The organism is Blastococcus sp. Marseille-P5729 (assembly GCF_900292035.1).
Taxonomy (GTDB): Bacteria; Actinomycetota; Actinomycetes; order Mycobacteriales; family Antricoccaceae; genus Cumulibacter.
Genome location: NZ_OMPO01000003.1, coordinates 156,538 through 177,397, shown reverse-complemented (window position 1 = coordinate 177,397; position 20,860 = coordinate 156,538). Strand labels below are relative to the sequence as shown.

The 20,860-nt window shown below is 66.6% G+C and carries 18 protein-coding genes; 6 read left to right on the top strand and 12 right to left on the bottom strand.

Annotated elements, in window-relative coordinates; genetic code table 11:
* Positions 1 to 127: 127 nt before the first annotated feature.
* Positions 128 to 925, top strand: coding sequence for a YwiC-like family protein (locus DAA40_RS13755; RefSeq protein ID WP_106850316.1), 798 nt, complete (start codon positions 128 to 130; stop codon positions 923 to 925).
* Positions 926 to 1,022: 97 nt separating this feature from the next.
* Positions 1,023 to 1,595, top strand: coding sequence for an NADPH-dependent FMN reductase (locus DAA40_RS13750; protein ID WP_106850315.1), 573 nt, complete (start codon positions 1,023 to 1,025; stop codon positions 1,593 to 1,595).
* A gap of 25 nt (positions 1,596 to 1,620) precedes the next feature.
* On the opposite strand, the gene hrpB is transcribed toward DAA40_RS13750, so the two are convergent.
* Entirely contained in the window at positions 1,621 to 4,134 is a 2,514-nt protein-coding gene (hrpB, locus tag DAA40_RS13745) for an ATP-dependent helicase HrpB (protein ID WP_234356385.1), read from the bottom strand.
* A gap of 263 nt (positions 4,135 to 4,397) precedes the next feature.
* Between hrpB and DAA40_RS13740 the strand changes: the two genes are divergently transcribed.
* Positions 4,398 to 5,369 carry an aldo/keto reductase gene (locus tag DAA40_RS13740; RefSeq protein WP_106850313.1) on the top strand — a complete coding sequence of 324 codons (972 nt, stop codon included), beginning with the start codon at positions 4,398 to 4,400 and terminating at the stop codon, positions 5,367 to 5,369.
* A gap of 115 nt (positions 5,370 to 5,484) precedes the next feature.
* Here DAA40_RS13740 and DAA40_RS13735 read toward each other — a convergent pair whose 3' ends face one another.
* The 7 genes from DAA40_RS13735 to DAA40_RS13705 form a co-directional block, all read right to left on the bottom strand.
* Positions 5,485 to 6,600 carry a CaiB/BaiF CoA-transferase family protein gene (locus DAA40_RS13735; protein ID WP_106850312.1) on the bottom strand — a complete coding sequence of 372 codons (1,116 nt, stop codon included), beginning with the start codon at positions 6,598 to 6,600 and terminating at the stop codon, positions 5,485 to 5,487.
* 93 nt (positions 6,601 to 6,693) lie between these two features.
* The gene (gene treZ / locus DAA40_RS13730; RefSeq protein WP_106850311.1) at positions 6,694 to 8,430 is read right to left on the bottom strand and encodes a malto-oligosyltrehalose trehalohydrolase; all 1,737 of its coding nucleotides are present in this window, start codon (positions 8,428 to 8,430) and stop codon (positions 6,694 to 6,696) included.
* Positions 8,430 to 10,724: a malto-oligosyltrehalose synthase gene (treY, locus tag DAA40_RS13725; RefSeq protein ID WP_106850310.1), complete on the bottom strand. Its 2,295-nt coding sequence runs from the start codon at positions 10,722 to 10,724 to the stop codon at positions 8,430 to 8,432. The genes treZ and treY overlap by 1 nt, the downstream gene beginning before the upstream one ends.
* A gap of 70 nt (positions 10,725 to 10,794) precedes the next feature.
* On the bottom strand, positions 10,795 to 12,327 hold the full coding sequence (locus DAA40_RS13720; RefSeq protein WP_106850309.1) for a class I adenylate-forming enzyme family protein: 1,533 nt from the start codon (positions 12,325 to 12,327) through the stop codon (positions 10,795 to 10,797).
* A gap of 75 nt (positions 12,328 to 12,402) precedes the next feature.
* Positions 12,403 to 13,410, bottom strand: a complete 1,008-nt coding sequence (locus DAA40_RS13715) for an IS481 family transposase (RefSeq protein ID WP_106850308.1) — start codon at positions 13,408 to 13,410, stop codon at positions 12,403 to 12,405.
* Positions 13,407 to 14,051 carry an NAD(P)-dependent oxidoreductase gene (locus DAA40_RS13710; RefSeq protein ID WP_158716448.1) on the bottom strand — a complete coding sequence of 215 codons (645 nt, stop codon included), beginning with the start codon at positions 14,049 to 14,051 and terminating at the stop codon, positions 13,407 to 13,409. The genes DAA40_RS13715 and DAA40_RS13710 overlap by 4 nt, the downstream gene beginning before the upstream one ends.
* Positions 14,052 to 14,109: 58 nt before the next feature.
* Positions 14,110 to 14,523, bottom strand: a complete 414-nt coding sequence (locus tag DAA40_RS13705; RefSeq protein ID WP_106850583.1) for a hypothetical protein — start codon at positions 14,521 to 14,523, stop codon at positions 14,110 to 14,112.
* A 63-nt stretch (positions 14,524 to 14,586) separates the two neighbouring features.
* Here DAA40_RS13705 and DAA40_RS13700 point away from each other — a divergent pair, with 63 nt between their 5' ends.
* Positions 14,587 to 15,006 (top strand): MarR family winged helix-turn-helix transcriptional regulator, encoded by a 420-nt coding sequence (locus DAA40_RS13700; protein ID WP_199849792.1) that lies wholly within the window; start codon positions 14,587 to 14,589, stop codon positions 15,004 to 15,006.
* A 39-nt stretch (positions 15,007 to 15,045) separates the two neighbouring features.
* Here the strand turns inward: DAA40_RS13700 and DAA40_RS13695 are convergent, their stop codons facing one another.
* Both DAA40_RS13695 and DAA40_RS13690 read right to left on the bottom strand, forming a co-directional pair.
* Positions 15,046 to 16,032 (bottom strand): DUF3039 domain-containing protein, encoded by a 987-nt coding sequence (locus DAA40_RS13695; protein WP_158716447.1) that lies wholly within the window; start codon positions 16,030 to 16,032, stop codon positions 15,046 to 15,048.
* A gap of 82 nt (positions 16,033 to 16,114) precedes the next feature.
* Positions 16,115 to 16,516: a helix-turn-helix domain-containing protein gene (locus DAA40_RS13690; RefSeq protein WP_106850305.1), complete on the bottom strand. Its 402-nt coding sequence runs from the start codon at positions 16,514 to 16,516 to the stop codon at positions 16,115 to 16,117.
* A gap of 152 nt (positions 16,517 to 16,668) precedes the next feature.
* Here DAA40_RS13690 and DAA40_RS13685 point away from each other — a divergent pair, with 152 nt between their 5' ends.
* Together DAA40_RS13685 and DAA40_RS13680 are read left to right on the top strand one after the other, a co-directional pair.
* Positions 16,669 to 17,622 carry a phospholipase D-like domain-containing protein gene (locus DAA40_RS13685; RefSeq protein ID WP_199849791.1) on the top strand — a complete coding sequence of 318 codons (954 nt, stop codon included), beginning with the start codon at positions 16,669 to 16,671 and terminating at the stop codon, positions 17,620 to 17,622.
* A 403-nt stretch (positions 17,623 to 18,025) separates the two neighbouring features.
* Entirely contained in the window at positions 18,026 to 18,880 is an 855-nt protein-coding gene (locus DAA40_RS13680) for a sigma factor-like helix-turn-helix DNA-binding protein (protein WP_158716446.1), read from the top strand.
* Positions 18,881 to 19,773: 893 nt separating this feature from the next.
* On the opposite strand, the gene DAA40_RS13665 is transcribed toward DAA40_RS13680, so the two are convergent.
* Both DAA40_RS13665 and DAA40_RS13660 read right to left on the bottom strand, forming a co-directional pair.
* Entirely contained in the window at positions 19,774 to 20,352 is a 579-nt protein-coding gene (locus DAA40_RS13665) for a DUF2314 domain-containing protein (RefSeq protein ID WP_199849790.1), read from the bottom strand.
* Positions 20,349 to 20,669 (bottom strand): PadR family transcriptional regulator, encoded by a 321-nt coding sequence (locus tag DAA40_RS13660; protein ID WP_106850301.1) that lies wholly within the window; start codon positions 20,667 to 20,669, stop codon positions 20,349 to 20,351. The genes DAA40_RS13665 and DAA40_RS13660 overlap by 4 nt, the downstream gene beginning before the upstream one ends.
* Positions 20,670 to 20,860 lie beyond the last annotated feature (191 nt).

Below are 20,860 nucleotides of genomic sequence, written 5' to 3'. Positions count from 1 at the left end.
ACTCACGGTGAATACCGCGCCACTGGCGGGGGGGGCGGGGAAGACGCGGGGTACGCCCGCCGCAGGGAAGGCGCCCGCCCGACCGGGGAGGCGACCCGCAAAGCGCAAGAAGCGCTCGCCAGGCTGGGTGCCCAGCCAGCACGGCGCCTGGGCGATGCTCATCGCGCCGTACCTCCTCGGGCTGATCGCGACGATCGCCGACGGGCGCTTCGAGCTCGCCGACGTCGTCCTGTTCGCCTTCTGGATGGTCGACTACTTCGCCTTCTTCGCCACCTCGCTATGGCTGAAGTCGCGCCGCAAACCCCGGTACTTCCCACCGGTCAGGGCGTACGTGGTGGCCTCCAGCGTCCTCGGACTGCTGACGCTCGTGCTGCAGCCCAGCGTGTGGTCCTGGGTGCTGGCGTTCGCGCCGCTCCTGGCGGTGGGGCTGTACTCCGCCTACCAGCGCGACGAGCGCTCGCTGATCTCCGGCGCGACGACCGTCGCTGCGGCCTGCCTGATGCCTGCCGTGGTGTACGCCGACGGGCTGTTCGACTTCTTCGATGGGCTGGGCGAGGCACCGTACGACCGGATTGCGCTGATCATGCTGGCGTGCTTCGGATACTTCTTCGGCACCGTCCTGTACGTCAAGACGATGATCCGCGAGCGCGGCCACCTGTCGTACGTCGTCGCTTCGGTCGCCTGGCACGCGGCCTTCACAATCGCAGCCTTCCTGTCGCGAGGGTTACTGCGTGAGCAACTGCTCGTGGGGGACGGCGTCTGGCTCGGGCTGGTGCTGTTCTTCGCGGTGATGACGGTGCGGTCGCTCGCCGTCCCGATGTTGTGGCCCATGCGGGGCAAGACCCTGAGCGCCAAGTCCCTGGGGATCGGCGAGATCTTCTGCACTATCGCGCTGGGCGCGATCCTCATCGCCGCCGTCGTATGACGGGCCCCTCGACCCGGCAGCCGGCTGGGCTCGACCCCCGGTCGCGTCGGGTCCATAGACTGCGGGGCTGAGCAGCCGCCAACAGATTGGGAGTCCCGTGTTGAAGCCTGTCCTTCAAATCATCATCTGCAGTACCCGCCCGGGCCGGGTCGGCAAGTCGGTCGGCGAGTGGTTCGCCGGGGTCGCGCGAGAGCACGGCGGGCTCGAAGTGCAGGTCGCCGATCTCGCGGAGATCAACCTGCCGTTCATGAACGAGCCCAACCATCCGCGGATGCAGAAGTACACCCATCAACACACCAAGGACTGGTCGGAGCGGATAGCCGGGTCGGACGCGATCGTGTTCGTCACCCCGGAGTACAACTACGGCTTCAACGCCCAGTTCAAGAACGCCCTGGACTATCTGTACTTGGAGTGGGGCAACAAGCCGGTCGGTTTCGTGTCGTACGGCGGCATCTCCGGCGGAATGCGGGCGGTGCAAATGATGAAGCAGGTGGTCACCACCGTGCAGATGTTCCCGATGAACGCCGCCGTGGCGATCCCCAACGTGGCCGGGATGGTCAGCGACGACAAACAGACCTTCTCGCCGTCCGAACCGGTAACCAAGTCGGCAACAGCCCTGCTTGACGAGCTCGTCAAGACCGCGCCCATCATGGCCCAGCTCCGCACATAGCCTCCCCACTCCCCCGATTTTGGGGTCAACGGCGGTTGGTGCGGGCGGTGGCTGGGGCGCTCCACGGGTCTTCCGGCCACGGATGCTTCGGGTACCGCCCACGCATCTCGGCACGCACCTGCGCGTAGGGCCCCGCCCAGAACGAGGCCAGGTCGTCGGTGACGGCGAGCGGACGGCGGGCCGGCGACAGCAGGTGGAATAGCACCCGCACCCGGCCGTCCAGGATCGTCGGCGATTCAGCGAGCCCGAAGCACTCCTGCAGCTTCACTGCACACACGACCGGGCCGTCCTCGTCGGGTGGTGGGTAGTCCAGCCGCACCGCCGACCCGCTGGGCACGACTAGCCGCTCAGGCACCAGCTCGTCCAGACGGACGGCGTCCGGCCATGGCAGCAGCCGTCCCAGCGGGCTCGTGAAGTCGATCGAGCGCAACCGCCCCGATACGGCCGCCTGCGTCAGCTCCGGGCCGAGCCACTCATCAAGGCGGGCGAGGAGCGCCTCCTCCGCCATATCGGGCCACGGATCGCCAAAATGTCTGCGAAGCAGCGCGAGGCGACGGCGCAGCAGATCGGCGCTATCCGACCAGCCGATGACCGCCAGGCCCTCTGAACGCACCGCGTCACGCACCGCCTCTTCCCCCACCTCGGACGCCGGCACCGGTGTCGAGCTCAGCTCGATCGCACCCAGCACCGTGAGCCGCCGAGCGGTGAGTCGTCCCTGATCGATGGCCCCGCGGGTCTCGGTCGACACCAGGTGGCTCGCAGCTTGGCGGGCCGTAGCCTCATCGAGCGCGGCGCCGGCCCGGATCACCGCGCCGGTACCCGCCGCGGCCGCGCCATCAGCTCTGGTCACGTTGGCAACCGCGAGCCATTCGTGCCCAGCGAGGGCGGCCGGCGCCGCAGCTCGAGTGCCCGATGCCAGCAGGTAGCTCGCGCCGGTACGCCGCGCGACCCGCTCAGGGAAGGCCAGCGCGATTACGGTCCCCGTGGAATGAGACGTTCCGGAAAGCTCGTGAGGTCGGTCGGCCGGCACGGCGCGTTCGAGCCGCGCGATCTCTGTTCGCCAGCGCGCGCCGTCCGGCCCGCTTCCCTTACGTAACAAGGAAAGTGCTCGATCGAGGTCCGGCTCGCCGCGGCCGGCGTCGAGCTCGACCGAGGCCACGATCTCGGCCGCGCGGCGCCGGCCGACGAGTGCGGCGCCGTCGACCAGTGCGCGGGCCCATCGCGGGTCCGCCGGAACGGCAGCGAGTGCGCGACCGACACTCGTCACTCGGCCCTCCTCGTCTACCGCACCGAGCGAGCGCAGCACACGCTCCGCGTCGCGGATGGCGCCCGCGGGTAGCGCCGACGGCAGGCGTAACCCCTCGCCACGCGGCGCTCCCCAGCAGGCGAGGGTGAGCAGCGCGGCGGTGAGATCCGCGGTGGCGGCCTCGGGAGTGACCTGCGGGCGCATCGCGGCGTACGCCCGCTCGTCGTAGCAGCGCCACACCACGCCGGGCCCCTGTCGGGCCGCGCGACCGGCTCGCTGATCAGCGGATGCACGCGAACAGGTGACCGTCACCAGGCCCGACATGCCGCGCATCGCGTCCCGTCGCGGCTCACGGGCCAGCCCCGCGTCCACCACCGCGCGGACGCCGTCCACCGTCAGCGAGGACTCGGCCAGAGCGGTCGAGACGACGATGCGGGCGGGCTCGCCCGGCCGGCGGCCAGAGACCGCGCGGTCCTGCTCGCGGGCATTTACCCGGCCGTGCAGCTCCAGCACCTCGGCCGGGACCCGGCCACGGAGCCGGCTAGCGACATCGGAGACCTCGCGCACTCCCGGCAGGAACACCAGCAGATCCCCGCCGTCCGGACGCTCGTCGAACGCGCGCACCGCTACTTCGCTTACATGCTGGAGAAATGCGCGATTCACGCCGCGGGCGTCCATTGCCGGGCCAGTCGGCGGCGCCCAGTAGACCGCAAGCGGGTAGGACGCCGCCGGGCACCCCACCACCGGCGCTGCGCCGTCCGGGCCGTCGATGAGCGTCGCCAGCCCTGCGGCGTCCAGCGTCGCCGACATCGCCACCAGCACCAGATCCTCACGGAGCTCCCGTACCTCGCTCAGCAGGCCGGTCAAAAGGTCCGTCTCCAACCCACGCTCGTGCACCTCGTCGAGGATCACCGCCCCGACGCCGTCCAGCGCGGGATCCGCGAGCAGCCGGCGAAGCAGCACTCCCGGCGTCACGATCTCGATCCTCATCCCGGGGCTGGTCGCGCGCTCGCCACGCACCGTGAACCCGACCAGCTCGCCGACCCGCGTGCCAGTCAGCGAGGCGAGGCGTCGGGCAGCGGCGCGGGCGGCCACCCGCCGCGGCTGCGTGACGACGACGCGGCCTTCGACGCAGCCGACGACGATCGCCGGCGCGAGGGTCGTCTTGCCGGTGCCCGGCGGGGCTTCCACCACCGCCGTCCCGCGAGCGCTGACTGCCTCGGCGAGGTCGGTAGCAGCGGCTGCGAACGGCAGCCCGCAGCCATCGGCGACAAGATGGGCAAGGGTAGGCACCAACCCATCATCCCAACCCATGTCTTCCCACCTGCGGTACGTCTTGCCTCGCTATAGCGAGTCGTAACCCACTCACCAGGCTGATTGCCCCTCCCCACCAGGCAGGGCCCGCGATCGCCAGATACCAGAGCGCGACAGGGATGGACCGGCGATCGTTCACCGGACGATCGTGGGGGATGCGGTCACCCCCGCCGTCCGGGCCGCTTGGCATTCGCCGGGTAGCGTGCAGGCAAGCGCCAACCCACCAGCCACGGAGGAGAACGATGGACTACGTACGGATCGGCGACAGTGGACTGGTGGTATCGCAGATCGCTCTGGGCTGCATGACCTACGGGGCCCCTGGCCAAGGAGCCCATCCGTGGTCGCTTCCGGAGGACCAGTCCCGACCCTTCATCAAGCAGGCTCTGGACGCAGGGATCACCTTCTTCGACACCGCCAACGTCTACTCCCTGGGCTCGTCCGAGGAGATCGTCGGGCGTGCGCTCGCCGACATGGCCCGCCGCGACGACATCGTCATCGCTACCAAGGTGTGCAACCGGATGCGCCCAGGACCGTACGGCGCCGGCCTCTCCCGCAAGGCGATCATGGCCGAGTGCGAGGACTCGCTGCGCAGGCTCGGTACCGACTACATCGACCTGTATCAGATACATCGTTGGGATCGCGCGACGCCGATCGAGGAGACGATGGAGGCTCTGCACGACCTCGTCCGCAGCGGCAAGGTGCGTTATATAGGGGCCTCGTCGATGCATGCCTGGCAGTTCGCGAAGGCTCAGCACGTGGCGGCCATGAACGGGTGGACGCCGTTCATCTCCATGCAGGACCACTACAACCTGCTGGCCCGCGAGGAAGAACGCGAGATGCACCCGATGTGCCTGGACATGGGCGTCGGCGTCATCCCCTGGAGCCCGCTCGCACGTGGCCGGCTGACCCGACCGTGGGACCAGGCGACCGGCCGCATCGACACCGACGAGTTCGGCAAGACGCTTTACCGGGACGACGACCAGCGCATCGTGGACGCCGTCGAGCAGATCGCCGGCGAGCGCGGCATTCCGATGGCGCAGGTGGCGCTGGCCTGGGTGCGGTCCAAGCCGGTTGTGGACGCACCGATCGTGGGCGCCTCGAAGCCCGAGCAGCTCGCGGATGCGGTCGCTGCGCTCGACGTCGAGCTCACCGGCGCCGAGATCGCCACGCTGGAGGAGCACTACACCCCGCGCCCCAACACCGGCTTCCTATAGTCCCCACTGGGTGAGAAGCCTTATCGACCGACGCCGGGTGAAACGCCGCCATCGGCGAACGTCGGCGAGACAACACGGTCGTCGATAGCGCCCGCAGGCCGCTATCGTGCAGATGCTAGTCGAGCCCACCGAGAATCGAGTCGGTATCGGCTCCGTGCAGCGGTGCGTGGTTGCGCAGCTCTGCCCCCTCGCCGTCGAAGTACGCCGCGGTATCGGTCAGGTGGTAGGAGCCCGCTGCGGGATGCTCGACGACGGGCAGCGCGTCGACCAGATCGTCGAGGGTCGCCACCCGAGCCGCCGGAATCGACCGCTCGGCGCAGAACGTCATCCAGTCGTCGGTCGTCCTCGTCGCCATCACGCGGCGTACGTCGGCGTACAGCGAGTCCGAGTTCTCCATCGAGTCGCCGGGCCTGGCGTACCGGCTACGGTCCTTCAGATCGGGCCAGTCGACCGTCCCGAACAGGTCGTCATAGTGCGCCGGGCGGTACGGCAGCACGTGGATCATGCCGTCGAGCGTCGGATGTACGCGCCGCTCCTTGGTCATGATCCGCGCGTAGCCGGCCGGCCCCATCGGCGGCTCGGTGATCCCCTTCGAGCCGTGCTCGACGAGCAGGAAGGAGCTCGCGGTCCGCTGCATCGCGACCTCGATGTGGCAGCCTTCGCCGGTGCGCTCACGCTGAAAGAGCGCAGCCGAGATCGCCTGCGCCATCGCCATTCCAGACACCTTGTCGGCGAAGATCGTGGGCAGCAGGTAGCCCTCGCCGTACACCCGGCGCGAGATGTCGGCGACACCGCTGGCCGCCTGGATCACGTCGTCGTACGCTGCCGCCTCCCGCTGTGCGGAGGTCAGTGGGAATCCTTGCCCCTGGCAGTAGATCAGGTCGCTGCGGTTCTCCCGAAACTGCTCGTACGACACACCGAGTCGCTCGAGAGCGGCGGGCCGCATCGTCGCGATGACGACATCACAAGTTGCCGCGATCCGTTGGACGGCGTCCCGGCCCTCCTCCGTCTTGAGGTCGAGAACGACCGATCGCTTGTTGCGTAGGAGGTTCAGCGCGACGCCCGAAAGCTCCGCGTGCGGCCCGCCACCCATGATGCGGTTGGTGTCGAGCTCCGGGCTCTCGATCATGATGACCTCGGCACCCTGATCGGCAAGGATCTGAGTCGCGTACGGCCCCATCACGACGCGGGTCAGATCGAGGATCCGGATTCCGGTCAGCGGCCCGCTCATGTCTAGCACCAGCCTTTCGCTCTGCTAAGGATTCTCTGGCGGCAGCCTAGCCGACTCGCCCGCTGGCGGCACCCGCCCTGACGGCGGGCAGTGTCATGGTGCGTGCAGCAGCAGTGCCCCTGACCGCGGCGGCAGGGTCAACGCACCGCCGACGAGGCGGACGCCGGCGTCCGTGCTGAACAGCAGCTCGGCGTCCGCGCTCACCCCGATCTCCCAGGGATCGGCTCCGAAGTTCACGATCACCTCGGCGGGGCGATCGAGACCGGCGCCGCGCGTGAAGCGCAGCCGCTGGCGCTCATCGTCGACCTCGACGTGCCCGGTCGCGAACGCCGGATCGATGAGCGCAGCGACGCTGACGCGGAGCTCTGCAAGTCGGCGATAGCCGTCGAGCACGCGCTTGTTCGGCCTCTGCCCCGGCTCGGTCCAGTCGAGGTGGGAGGCCTCGTAGGTACCCGGGTGCTGGGGATCTGGAACGACCGACAGATCCCAGCCCATCCTGGCGAACTCGCCGCGGCGTCCGTCTGCGACCGCCCGGCAGAGCTCCGGCTCGGGGTGCGAGGTGAAGAACTGGAAGGGAGTCGCGGCCGCCCACTCCTCCCCCATGAACAGCATGGGTGTGAACGGTCCGGCGTACAGCATCAGAGCCGCGATCAGCAGCTCGGACTCGCCGAGCACCTCGGTGATGCGGTCACCGCGCGCGCGGTTGCCTATCTGATCGTGATTCTGCGCGCTGACCACGAGTCGCCATGCGGGTGTCCGATCGGTGTCGATCGGATGGCCATGCTCCCGGCCTCGGAAGGATGAATAGCTGCCGGCGTGGAAGAATCCGTGCTCGAGAACGGTCGCCAATGACGACAGCGACGCGAAGTCGGCGTAGTAACCGTCGACCTCCCCGGTGAGTGCGACGTGCAGCGCGTGGTGGAAATCGTCGCTCCACTGAGCATCCAGCCCGTATCCGCCGTGGTCGATCGGTGTGATCATCACGGGGTCGTTCAGGTCTGATTCGGCAATCAGCTCGAGAGCGCGGCCGGTGGTTTCCTCCAGCTGGGTACGTCGTTCGGCCATCTCCTGCAGCAGGTGCTTCCCACCTAGATCTCTCAGCGCGTGGACGGCATCGAGCCGCAGCCCGTCGACGTGCATCTGCTCGAACCAGTAGGCCATGTTGTCGAGGATGTAGTCGCGGACGGCGAGCTCGGTCAGGTTCACGTGCTCACCCCACGCCGACCGTCCCTCGGAGGCGAGATACGGGCCGAACCGCGGGAGGTAGTTCCCGCTCGGTCCGAGGTGGTTGTGGACGACGTCCTGGATGACGGCCAGTCCCTTTGCATGACAGATATCCACGAACTCTTGATATGCAGCCGGCCCCCCGTACCGCTCGTGGACGGCGTACCAGAGGACTCCGTCGTATCCCCAGTTGTAGTCGCCGTTGAAGGCGTTGACCGGCATCAGCTCGACGTGCGTCACACCTATCGCCAAAAGGTGATCGAGGCGGCCGGCGGCCGCCTCGAAGGTGCCCTCGGGTGTGAAGGCGCCGACGTGGAGCTCGTAGATGACGCCCCCCTCGATCGACCGACCACGCCACCCCGCGTCAGACCACTGAAACGCTTGTGTGTCGAAGAACCGGGACCGGCCGTGGACGCCGTCCGGTTGCCATCTGCTGCGGGGATCTGGCAACACCGAGTCATCCCCGTCTATCTGATAGCCGTAGTCGCCACGCGGCCCGTCCGCGCACCACCAACCCTCGTCCGACGGCTCCATCTCGATGACGTCGTCGTCCACGAGCAGCCGCATCGTCGATGCCGCGGGGGCCCACACCTCATAGCGTTCCATCAGGAATCCTCTGCGACGAGTAGCGCGACGGGATGCTCGTCGAACAGCTCCGCCACGTCGACCTGCCCTCCCGAGAAGGTGCGGTGAGACACTAGATCGCGCCAGTTTCCTGGTGGAATGGCGATCTCGGTCGCACCCCAGCTGTCCACTGCTGAGGAGAAGCGTCCGACGACGGTGATCGAGCCGCCGCGGTCGAAGGCAAGCACATGGTGACCCTTCTCGCCAGACGCACGCAGCGCCTCGTAGCGAGTGAACAGCTCGGGCCGGTCGCGGCGCAGACGGAGCGCCTCACGGACGACGTGCGTCTTCAACGCGCCCAGGTCAGCCGCGGCCGGGTGGGCAGGCGGGGTCGTGTCGGCCGGCCATTCGACCGGTCGGCGGTTGTCGGGATCGACGAGACTGTCGCCGACCTGCTCAGATCCCTGATATAGATCGGGAAAGCCAGGGATCGTGATCGACAGCAACTTTGCTGCGAGGACGTTGCTCGCCCACGCGCGGTTGGTCTCCACGACCAGCCTGCCGATCCGGTCGTCCGATGCGGCATCGGTTGCCAGACGCCGGAGCTGTATCTCGACCTCCGCATCGTTGGCGGTCCAGGTGGTGATGATCGAGGCCTCCCGGGCGGCCTTCACGGCGTACTCGGCGAGCCGGTCCGCGCGATCCGCTGTATTCCCGTCGTGCGACCACGAGCCGTAGACCGCCTGCAGCACGAGGTTTCCGAATGCCTTGTCGCCCTCGGGGAACTCGTGCTCCAGGTGGTCGATGACGGCTCGCCAGCGATCGGGAAACTGTGCCAGCGTGGTGATCCGGGCCCGGACGTCCTCGCTGCGCTTGGTGTCGTGCGTCGACAGCGCGTTCATGGCGTCCGGCCATTCCTGTTGCCGGTGGCGCATCTCGCGGTGGAACTCCTCGACGTCCATCGAGAAGATGCTCGGATCGCCACCGACCTCGTTCAGGCTCGTCAATCGCGGATAGCGGTAGAACGCGGTGTCCTCCACCCCCTTGGCCATCACCATGCCGCTGGTTTGCTGGAAGCGCAGCGCAGCGGGGTTCTGGGGATCGCCGAGGATCGGCATCACCTGATCGAGCTGATCGCCAAGCTCCGGCCGCCGGCGGCGCGCCTCCTGCTCAGCTGCCCGCAGGTGCGTCTCGCCCGACGGGAGATAGGACCGGTACACGGGGAAGCAGGCCAGGAGCTCGGCCAGTGCGTCGTCGATCTGCTCACTCGGCGGTTGCTGCAGCTGGCCGACGATCTCCCGGCCGATGCGGTGCACCTCCGATCCCAGCGTGTGGTCGGCGATCGCCCGCTTGGTGTCGTGGATCAGGTCGTGCCACTCGATCGCCTCGCCGCCGCGCAGATGCGTGTCGACGTCGCCGAGGGGACCTTCGCCGTCCGGGTCGGTGAGTACCCGATCGATCACGCCGAGCGTGTCGTACCCGGTCGTGCCCTCGCAGGCCCACGGCTCCAGGCGCTCGCCCGGCTCCAGGATCTTCTCGACGACGATGAACGCGCCGCCGATAAGCTCCCTCAGGCGCTCCAGGTAGCCGGCGGGATCCCGGAGACCGTCGGGATGGTCGATGCGCAGTCCATCGACCAGACCTTCGTCGAACCAACGTCCGACCTCTCGGTGGGTTGCATCGAAGACCGCAGGGTCCTCGACGCGGACCGCGGCGAGAGTGTTGATGCCGAAGAAGCGTCGGTAGTTCAGGTCGTGGTCCGCCCGGCGCCACCCGATGAGCTCGTAGTGCTGTCGGTCGTGCACCTGCTGCGGCGTCCCCTCGCCGGTTCCGGGTGCAATCGGGTAGCGGTTGTCGTGGTAGCGCAGCTCGTCGTCGACGATCGTCAGGTTGTCGATCGCGCCGTCTGCGCCGAGGTCGTCGTCTCCCACCACCGGGATCCGCAGGCGCCCATCGCCGGCGTCCCAGTCGACGTCGAACCACTCGGCGTACGGCGACTTCCTGCCCAGACGTAGCAGGTCCCACCAGGCGGCGTTCTCGTGCGGGAGGGCGACGCCCATGTGGTTGGGGACGATGTCGACCAGGATGCCCATGCCGAGACGGCGCGCCTCGCGCGACAGCGTCGCGAGGCCGTCGGCACCGCCGCGCGCGGGATCGATCCGGCCGTGGTCGATGACGTCGTAACCGTGCTCGGATCCTGGGACCGCAGCGAGGATCGGGGAGAGATACACCCAGTCCACGCCCAGGTCATGCAGGTACTCAAGACGGCTCGCGGCGTCGTGCAGGGTGAAGGTGGGCGTGATCTGCAGGCGGTAGGTGCTCGTCGGGGTACGCACGCACCCAGGCTACTGAGCCCGATTTGGTAACGGTTCACCCGCTGCGCGAGTCAGGCGTCACAGAAGCGGGTCACTGGGCGCGCAGCTGCGCCTTGGCGATCTTGCCAGCCGGTGTCATCGGCAGCTCGTCGACGAACACGATCTCGCGCGGCACCTTGTAGTCCGCCAGCTTGCCGCGGCAGAACTCGACCAGCTCGTCACCGGTCACCTCACCCTGCTTGAGCACGAAGTAGCGGCCGACCTCGCCTAGCACGGGGTCGGCGATGCCGATGCCCGCCGCCATCGCGACCGCGGGATGGCTGGTCAGCAGGTTCTCGACCTCGACCGGGTAGACGTTGTAACCGCCCTGGACGTACATCTCCTTCAGCCGCCCCTTGAGCGCGATGTGCCCGTCGGCGGTGATGGTGGCCATGTCACCGGTCGACAGCCACCCGTCGTCCAGGAAGGTCGACCGTGACTCCTCCGGCATCTCCCAGTAGCCGGCGGCCACGCCGTCGCCGCGCAGCTGCAGCTCACCCTCCTCATCGGCGCCCAGCGGTGTCCCCGCGAGGTCGACAACCCGCGCCTCGACGCCGGGGATCGTCACGCCGATGTACCTCGACACCTCCTCAAGGGTGTCATCGTGAGCCGACAGGACGGCGGCGCCGGAGGACTCCGACAGCCCGTAGAGGTTGGTCAGCTTAGTGTTCGGGAAGGCCTCGACGATCTGCCGACAGAGGGTCGGCTCCGCGTTGGAGCCGCCGATCACGGCCTCCTGCAGCGAGCTCACGTCGTACGAGGCGAACGACGGGTGGTCGATCATCAGCTTCCACATCGTCGGGACGCCGCCAAAGTTGGTCCCGCCGTAGTTGGCGATCGCCTGCAGCGCCGGCTCGGGCGCGAAGGCCGGGAGCATGACCAACTCGCCGCCTCCGACCAGGCAGGTGGTGACGGCGCAGGTGATGCCGCCGACATGGTTGAGCGGCATGCAGCTGACCTGGACGTTGTCCGGCCCGAAGCCGGTGTGCTCGCGCTGCGCGGAACCGGAGGAGATCATCGACCTGTGCGTCAGGATGGCGCCCTTCGGGCGGCCGGTGGTGCCGGAGGTGTAGAGGATGACGGCCGGATCGTCGGGCTGCACACCGGGATCGGCGACGTCGGCGGCGTCCCCGTAGAGGTCCTCGAACCGGCGTCCGCCGGTGCTGGTGCCGATGAAGAGGTAGTGCTCGACGCTCGGCAGCTGCTGGGCGAGCCCATGGTAGAGCTGCTCGTAGTCGAAGTCGCCGAGGCGGGCGCTGGAGACGACGACCTTCGCCTGCGACTGGCCGATCATGTACTCGAGCTCGGACTCGCGGTAGCGGACGTTCAGCGTCACTACGACCATGCCGGCCCGGACGGCGCCGAAGAACAGCTCCAGCCACTCGACCGTGTTGGGGGCGGCGATCGCTATCCGGTCGCCCTTCTGCACCCCGAGCGCCTGCAGCCCTGCGGCGATCTGCCGCGAGCGCTGGTCCATCTCGGCGTAGGTCACCGCGGTCATCTCGCCGCGGAGCGAGTCTGCGCGCAGGAACACCTTGTCCCCGGCCTCGCGCGCCCGCTGGGTCAGCAGCTCTCCGTACGTCATCTCTCCCCTTCTCCTCCGAAGTTGGACCGTATCCACCGCCTGGCGGTGGATACGGTCCGAAAATCGGGTCAATTGCTAGCTGTATGAGGCCAGGACGTTGTTGACGCGGCGTGGGGTAGCGGACGCGGGCGGTTTGCCGTCGTGGGCGCCGTGGGGCCGGTGGTAGTTGTAGTGCAGGTTCCAGGTCTCGAGTGCTTTCTCGCGCTGCTGTTCTGAGGTCCAGGTTCTGGCGTAGAGGAATTCCTCGGCCAGGATGCGGTTGTAGCGCTCGACTTTCCCGTTGTGCTTGGGCGTGTAGGGCTTCGTCCGCCGATGCTCAGCACCGTTGAGGGCAGCAGCGAAGGCGCCGGAGCGGTAGCAGGCGCCGTTGTCGGTGATGATCCGCTCGATCTTCACGATCCCGTGCTTGGTGAACCAGTCTCGGGCGCGGTTCAAGAACGCGACGGCGGTGGCGGCCTGCTCGTTCTCGAGGGATTCGGTGTACGCCAGGCGCGTGTGCCCGTCGATCGCGGAGTGCAGGTAGGCGTACCCGGCCCGCGCACCGCGGGTCTTCGCGCGGGCGGCGGCCCTCGCCTCGGGGCTGTCTTTGCCGTGCACTCGCCAGCCGCCGCCGTCGGGGATGCGCCCGACCTTCTTCACATCGAGGTGGACCATGTGCCCGGGGTGCTTGGCGGTGATCGTCTTGACCTCCCGGTTCGTCTCGCCGTTCGGGTCGATGAACCGGCGGCGGTTCAAGCCCAGTTGGGCGAGCAGCCGGGCGATCGTGCGGCGGCTGACCGCAACGCCGTCGGCATGCAGCTCGAACGCGATCCGGGATGCCGGCCACTTCTTCTCCCGCCGCAAGTGTTCGATCCGCGCCACCGTCTCGCCGGGCGTTGCGGTCGGCTGCCGTGCCGGTGCCGACGAACGGTCGTAGAGGCCGAGTTCGCCGAACTGCTTGTAGCGGTTCACCCACTTGGAGGCGGTCGCACGGGAGATGCCCATCTCGGCTGCCACATGCGCGATCGGCCGAGTCCGGCAACGTTCGATGAGCCGCTTGCGGCCTTCGGGTGTCAGGGGTGCGTTGCGATGCGTGACCGTCAATCGGATACCTCGACGACGGCGCCGAAGTGGCGCTGGTTGCTGAGACCGCCCAGCATGACAGCGGCGAGGTCGCTTCGGGCCAGGCTTCTCGCACCCTTGAGCGGGGTGTTGATCGCGATCCTGGGGCGTCCGTGGCCGGCTCGATCTGTCAGGTATGGGGGCCGATATGACGTCCAGTTGGCGTCGGAGTCGCGGAGGGCCTGCTCCATTCTGCGCATGTCGTCGTACGTAGCCGCGAAGCGGCGGCTGAGGATCGGGAAGAGCACGTGCGCGCGGAACGCGCCGTATCGAGCCCAGTTCTCGTGCGGCTCGGCGAGGGCCGCTGAGACGACTTCCAGGCGCCTCACCCCGGCAGTGCGCATCGCGGCGAGGATGTGACGGGTCCCGTCGGAGTAGACCGTGGTTGGGGTCTTCTGCGCACCGATGCCGATGGTGGAGATCACGGCGTCCGCGCCGGTCAGCGCAGCCGTCCATGACGTCGGCTGCAGAATGTCGCCCACAACGATCTGCACGCGGCCCTGGTATGCGGCAAGCGGGCTGGGCCTGCGGACCACAGCGGCAACCTGGTGGCCGGCGTCCAGCGCCTGGTCGAGCACGTAATGCCCGGCTCCGCCGGCAGCGCCGAACAGCACGAGCTTCACTTCTGGGCTCTCTGGCTCCGGCAGCCAAGGCGCGTCCGCATCAGGGTGCTGCTCCGCATCACGCCCCCAGTAGCCCTTCCGCCTTCTGTCGGATGGCGTCGAGTACCCGGCGCGCCGTCTCCTGCTCGGTCTCGTCGATTCCCTCGATGAGGCGAAGCGTCGTTCCCGTGACCGCCGCTCGCGCGGTCGTGAGCTCAGCAGCCCCCGCCGCCGTGAGTGTCCCGTCATCGTCGACCAGCCCTGCAGTGCGAAGCTCGGCGAGCACCCCGTCGATCTCATCCGCGTCGGCCTTGAGACCGTCGGCGGCTCGTTGCCGCCAGTCGTTGCTTGAGTCAGCAGCGCTCGCGGCGTTGAGGACGACCCATGCCGGATAGCTCGGGATAAGCGTTGAGGACAGGGTCCGGGTCAGAAGTGCACGCAGGGCGTTCTCAGTAGGCCCGATCACGGTGGGCAGCGGGCGCGCAGATGACATCATCTCTCCTAAAATGTTGGTGTGACCAAAACTGTATTGGTGCCACCAATAGAAAGCAATGCCGTGTCCTCTGACCTCACCGCCCTGCCCACGTGGATCTTGAGCTCGGCCGCGACCCGCTCGCATCACGTGCTCCACACGCTGCTGGCCCGAGCGGGCGTCAACGGGTACGAGTACAGATGCCTGTCGGCGCTTGCCGCCGCGGAGCAGCTGAGCCAGACCGACCTCGGCGCGGCCGCAGCACTCGACCCGCGCGACGTCACCCACACCGTCCGTGAACTTGAAGCCCGCGGCCTCGTCTCGCGCGTCAAAGATCCCAGTCACGGGCGCCGTCAGCTCGTGTCGCTCACCCACGAGGGACAACAGACAGCCGGTCTACTGACCGGCATCATCGCCGAGGTGCAAGACACCGTGTTCAGCGACCTGACCCCGAACGAACGCACCACGCTCCTCACTCTCCTCGAGCGTGTCGCCCGCACCTGAGTCACTCACGGACGTCAACAACCTCCTGGCCAGCAACACCTAGCCCGGTAATTGCGCGAACTCGTCATTGCACCGCGGGCACATCGGCAGTGCCTCGTGGTCTTGACCTGGAACGAAGAAGACGCCGCATAACCCACGTACGCCACGTCCTTCAATCGTCTTACCTGCTAGGTGCAAGCGGTGCGCGTAGTGGCTGTGGGTTCCCGGGACGGATTCACCGAGCTCGCCATCGGCAATCATGCGTTGCAGGATCTCTGATCTCTGGCGCCACGAGCCCGGTTCTCCGATATTGCTAAAGGTCTGCCCGTCGTAGTCCCAGTCCTGCTCAGGGGGCGAGATGGAGATCAACACACGGATCTGAAGTTGCCACAGCAACGCCGAGGATGCCCAGCGGCTGGTCGGTTCCACATCGACGGAGATCTCGTCGGCGTGGTACCCGTCCTCACGGACCGGCGTGACCGTCATAGTGACGGCAGCAATGGTCCGTTCATGGGCAGCGAACCGATCCGCGAGGGGATGCTCGATCGTGAAGCTAGCCTCGCCGCCGTCCTGAACCGTCTGCAGCGCCTCGCCGACGCGGCGTTGAACCCTCAACTCCCACTCGGTGCTCAGTCGGCTCGCGGTCTCAGCCTTCAGCAGCCGGTGGTCCTCATCCGTGGGCAGCCACCGCTCAGCCTCGCCAGTGCCTTGCGCTCGGCCGACGATCTCGTAGACATCGTCGTGGTCCTCGTGGTCGCCCTTGCCCAGCCCAGCAATGAGTAGCCACCGAACCCCCGTGTCGGGATCGCGCCACACCCCACCCCGCCACTGGCCTGCGCGGATCCTCCATAGCTGGTAGACCCTGCTCTCCTTGACGCGCTTGGCAGGCAGATCCTCGCGTTCATCAACGCCGAACACTTCGCAGGCTTTGGCCACCAGCGGGTGCGGCAACTCACTCAGAGCGCCCAGTTCACGCTCCGCACCTTCGGCCAAGCGGCGCTGGACATGGGGAGACTCCCAGTCGCTGGTGAGGTCTTCCCTCAGCACTCGTAGGGTAGGGCGGGCTCGACGGTTGTGCACACCCGCATAATGCCTGACTACATCAACGGTGGCGACTCTGCCGCGCGCGTTAGAGCAGATCGGCGATCTCGTCGACGACGGCGGCACGCGTCTGTTGCTGATGTGCGAAACGCTCAGCGAGCTCGCGGCGCGCACTCTGGCGGCGCGTTTCATAGGCGACGAGATCCTCGATGCGTACTCGACGATCTCGTCCCACGCGATGGGACACGATCTCTCCTCGGTCCAGAAGCTTGTACAAGTGGGTGCGGCTCATTCCCAGCCGCTCGGCCACCTGGCTCGGCGTCAGGGTCCGCGAGGGGGCCTCGTCGACGCGCAGCGTGGCGCCGTCGCGAATGCAGCGAGTCAGGCTCAGCAGCACATCCCGCAATTCGGGGCTGATCGAGCGCATCGCGTACTCGTCGAGCCGATCAAGGGCGTCGACAGGAATATTCGCAGTCGGAATTGTCTGCATGACTCACACACCAAGTGTCACAGATGGCCTACATGTCACAGATGACACTACGGGCGGATTCGGGATTCGTCAAGCGTTCGCTTGACACTCCCCACCGCTCGCTAGGGTCAGGTCGACCACTTTTCACCCCCCTCGAGGAACCCTATTTACCCATGAATCTCTTCGACAACATCGATCGGGACCTCGGCAGTCACCTTCAACAAACCCTGCAGATCTCCGACCGGATGGACGTCGCAGTGGGGTACTTCAATCTTCGCGGCTGGCGGCTGTTCGATGAGATCGTCCGCGCCAAAGTCCCCGATGGCTCCGTCGATGAGCCGGTGGTGCGGGTATTGATCGGGATGGCCACGCCCACGCCGCAGGAAGACGCCCTCGATCGCCTGCAGGACGACGTCGATGGGGTAGGGGAGCAGGGCGCAGATCCCGACAAGGTCGCCGAACGCAAGCAGCGGATCATCGATCACCTCCGCGAACAACTGATGCGCGGGCGACCCACGGCGGCTGATCGCGCCGCCCTTCAATCCCTGCGGGACCTGCTCGACCGCGGCGTGGTGCAGATCAAGGTGTTCACCCGCAGGCCACTGCACGGCAAGGCGTACATCTGCCACCGCGACGACCTGAACAACCCCATCACGGGCTTCGTCGGCTCATCGAACCTCACCGCGCCCGGGCTAATGAGCAACCTCGAACTCAACGTCGACGTACTCGACCACCAGGCCACCGCATCCCTCGCCGGCTGGTTCACCGACCGGTGGGAAGACAAGTACAGCCGACCGGTCACCGCCGAACTACTCGACGTGCTGGACGAGTCGTGGGCCAGCCGGAGCCCGCGGCCGCCGTACGAGGTGTTCATGAAGGTCTGCTACGACCTATCGCGGGACGTCCGCGAAGGACTAGCGGAATACTCGATCCCGCCGGAGATCGGCCGTCAGCTGCTGGACTATCAGAGCACCGCGGTCCGCACGCTCGCCCGCCGAGTCATCACCCGCCGCGGCACGATGCTCGGCGATGTCGTCGGCCTGGGCAAGACCCTCACCGCGATCGCCAAGTCAACTGATGCGGGCGGAATTTCTCCGCCACGGAGGATGTCAAGGTTGTCCCCGTAGAAGAGCCGACTCAGCGCCATGGAGGCGACTGTAACCGACTACGTGCCGCTCTCAGCCCAATCAGCGTGTCTCTCGCGTTGAGTGGGACCGGAAGTCCGCGGGGCGCCATCGGGTTGCAGACTTGGCCGTTGCGTCACAGGCGTCCACCGCTGCCATGTGCGGAACTAGATCTTGTGGTGTCTCTGCATGTTGTATGCCACCCCTAGTGGTTCGGTTGGCGGGGTTGTCGCGGTCATCTGTAAGGATGTAAACCCAGACCACGTGTTCCACGGACGTGGCTCGCGATGGAGGGAAGCGGGGGAGCCACTGGAGTTCTTGGTACTACCCGATAGCGAATCGAGATTCTTGAAGAAATTGCGCCGGAGTTGGGGGGTAGCTCCTCACTGCCCACTTAGAAGGGGACGTGATCAACAGCGTGCTGTTGATCAGGTGCCCTGCAGAGAGGACGTTTATGGGCGACGGTTCAGAGCAGCGGCCGGGGAGTCCCGGCTACTCTGGCGCGCCCGTACAACGCGCAGTCGCAGAGGATTCCGTCCCCGAGGCATGGCTGGCCGAGCCCGTAGTTCGCGGTCTAGGCGAGGCTTTTGATCGCGACTTCGACCGGGATCGGCTCGGTGCCGACAACGATCTGATTCAGAGCCTGGCCCTTGCCGGATTTGAGGGGCGGGACTGGGACTACTTCGCAACGGAACTAGCGAGATATGGCATGGCCGTCGTTGCGAGTTGGATGCGCCGGGGTCTGATTCTTGGTCGGTGTCGCAAGCACGGGTTCGGTGGGCTGCCCGAGCTCGGGCGTGACTTTACTGAGGACGAGATCAGCGAGTTGACCAACGAGACAGTCGCAAAGGCTCTGGACCGTTTCCGCTGCGACGTCCTGATGAAGAAGAAGTGGGACTACCGCAAAGGTGCGACTATCCGAACCTTCTTCATCGGGCAGTGCCTGATCCGGTTCCCAAACATTTACCGGCGCTGGCACGGCAACGAGACCCGTAACAGTTACGACCTCACGAATGAATGGGAAGCGCTCGTCCAGCCGCGGACTCGGGGCTTGCTGGTCGACCAGAAGGTAGTCGACTACGAGATTGCGATGAATGCACTGTCAACGGTCAAGAATCCCCGCGTCCGCAAAGCGATGCTGATGACTGCAGGCGGGTTCACTCAGGCCGAGATCGCGATTGAGTTAGGTGTGTCGGAGAAGGCTGTGGAGCGCATGCTGGCGAACGAGAGAACGCGTCAGAGGAAGCGGAGGGCGGGATGAACCTGCAGCAGATAGAGCAGAAGGTGGAGCAGAGCTCGCTCGGCACATCCAAGGCTCGATCAGCTCGGCGATCAGTGTCTCGGGACGACGCGGCACAGGTCGTCGCCCAGGCGGCTGCTGAGCAGAAAAAGAATGAAACACGCGGCCCAAAATCTGGGGGGTAGTGGGGCGTCTTCCACCTATACCTAGGCATCCGCCGCATCCAACTGGAGCAGAGCGGCTGGAGTCCCACACAAGTGTGGCTCCCCACTCGCAGGAGCAAGTTGAGAGCCAGCACGTGTGGACAGCGGCCAGCCTACTCGATGAGCTTCTGCACGAGGACCTGGAGGTCCAACATGGCCAAGAACGGCCGCGCGCGAAGCGCGATCACAGGTAGGTACATCTCTCGAGCGGCAGCCGCCAGACATCCGCGCACTTCGATCACGGAGTCCGGCAGTAACCGCAACACTGGGACGCGCCATCGCTCGGCGATCACCGGACGATACGTCACCGGAGCAATTGCCCGCCGGCATCCGGATACGACCGTTACAGAGGAGGGCTGACATGGAAATCACTGCCGCCCTCGTCGATGAGCAAGGCGTTCGATTCGTCGTAGTTCTGGTCCAGCGTGCTGCGATGCAGCCTTCGCGCCGAGAGACAACGCGGCGAAGTGCCTCATCTCTCTTCCCGGGGCGGGCGGTCGTCCTCTGTGCGCAGGATGCTCGGGCGGTGCCGAGCTACTACGGCCGGCCAGACATAGTCAAGTTTCTGGCCAGCATCGAAATGGAGCGGCTGCCCTGGAAGAGGTACCGCGCCTCCGCTGCGTAGGGCCCTTGGAGCGGGGGTGGGCCTACAGATAGGCCCGCCCCCGGTTCGCTCGGGTACTGCTCTATCTTCGGCTGGCCCTGCCCGAGTCAGTCAGCAGCCTCCTCGTCTCGCTCGTTCCAGAACTGATAGTCGATGATGTCGTCGATATGAAACTTGACGTAGTCACCGTGATCCAGGTGGACGAACGCCGGCGAATTGCTGAGCCTGCCACGGAGTTGATCTCCATCACGCTGAGTGATCTCGACCCACATCCGTTCTTCGGAGGCTTCATACCGCTTTACCGACCACATCAACTTGACCTGATCACCGGGCACTAACGCCGCCTTTTCCTCAGGGGAGGGGATCCAGAACGAGCCGGGGTACTCGCGGTGACGGTCGACTCCGGACTCGATCACCGCGCGGTGCCAGAACCAGCGACCCCAATACCACGACACTTCGGGGATCAGCCCGAGTCGGATTACCACCTCGAACTGCTGGGCTACCCAAAAGGGCCGTTCCCACCGTGGAACCTCATACAGCTCGGCCTGCAGCTCTCGACGCCGGTCAGGATCCCGGATCAGGCGCACTATCGCAGCCAGGACCATGCCCGGGGCGAAGCCGAAGACCAATACAGCCAGACTCAACGTTCCCCAGGCGCCTCTAATGCTCAGCAGATCGGCGATCATGCGTAGCCCCACTGCCTGCTCATGCCCGCGAATCGTTGCTCCCTCGCCGCGGCTCGCACCATTGCACCGAGGTTGTTCCGCCCTGCGTCGGTCAGCGTGTAGTAGCGGCGTGCTGGGCGCTTCTGGTCTTGGGTGCGCTCCTCCCAGTGATCCTCAAGCCAGCCCTCACCCATCATCCGGTCAAGCTGTGGATACAAGACTCCGGACCGAACGCCAGACCGCTTCGATAATGCGTAACCCCAAAGACGCCCGTCGCCCTCACAGGCCATCTCCAGGATGGCCACGGCGACGAGGACGAGTGAATGAGTGACCTTCATAGGTCTAACTCTACTTAGGTAGCTTGAATTGGTGACGTGACACTCCGCGCCTGGTAGGCAATCGTCAACCGGAACACCCTTCGAGCCCCCTCCGCGCCCGTGCGGGGTGTTGTCGCCCCGAGCGGGCGGCGCAGAACTCGTCGGCCTCCGAGCCGTCCGCGATATGGCGGCGCAGCGTCTTGACCAGGATG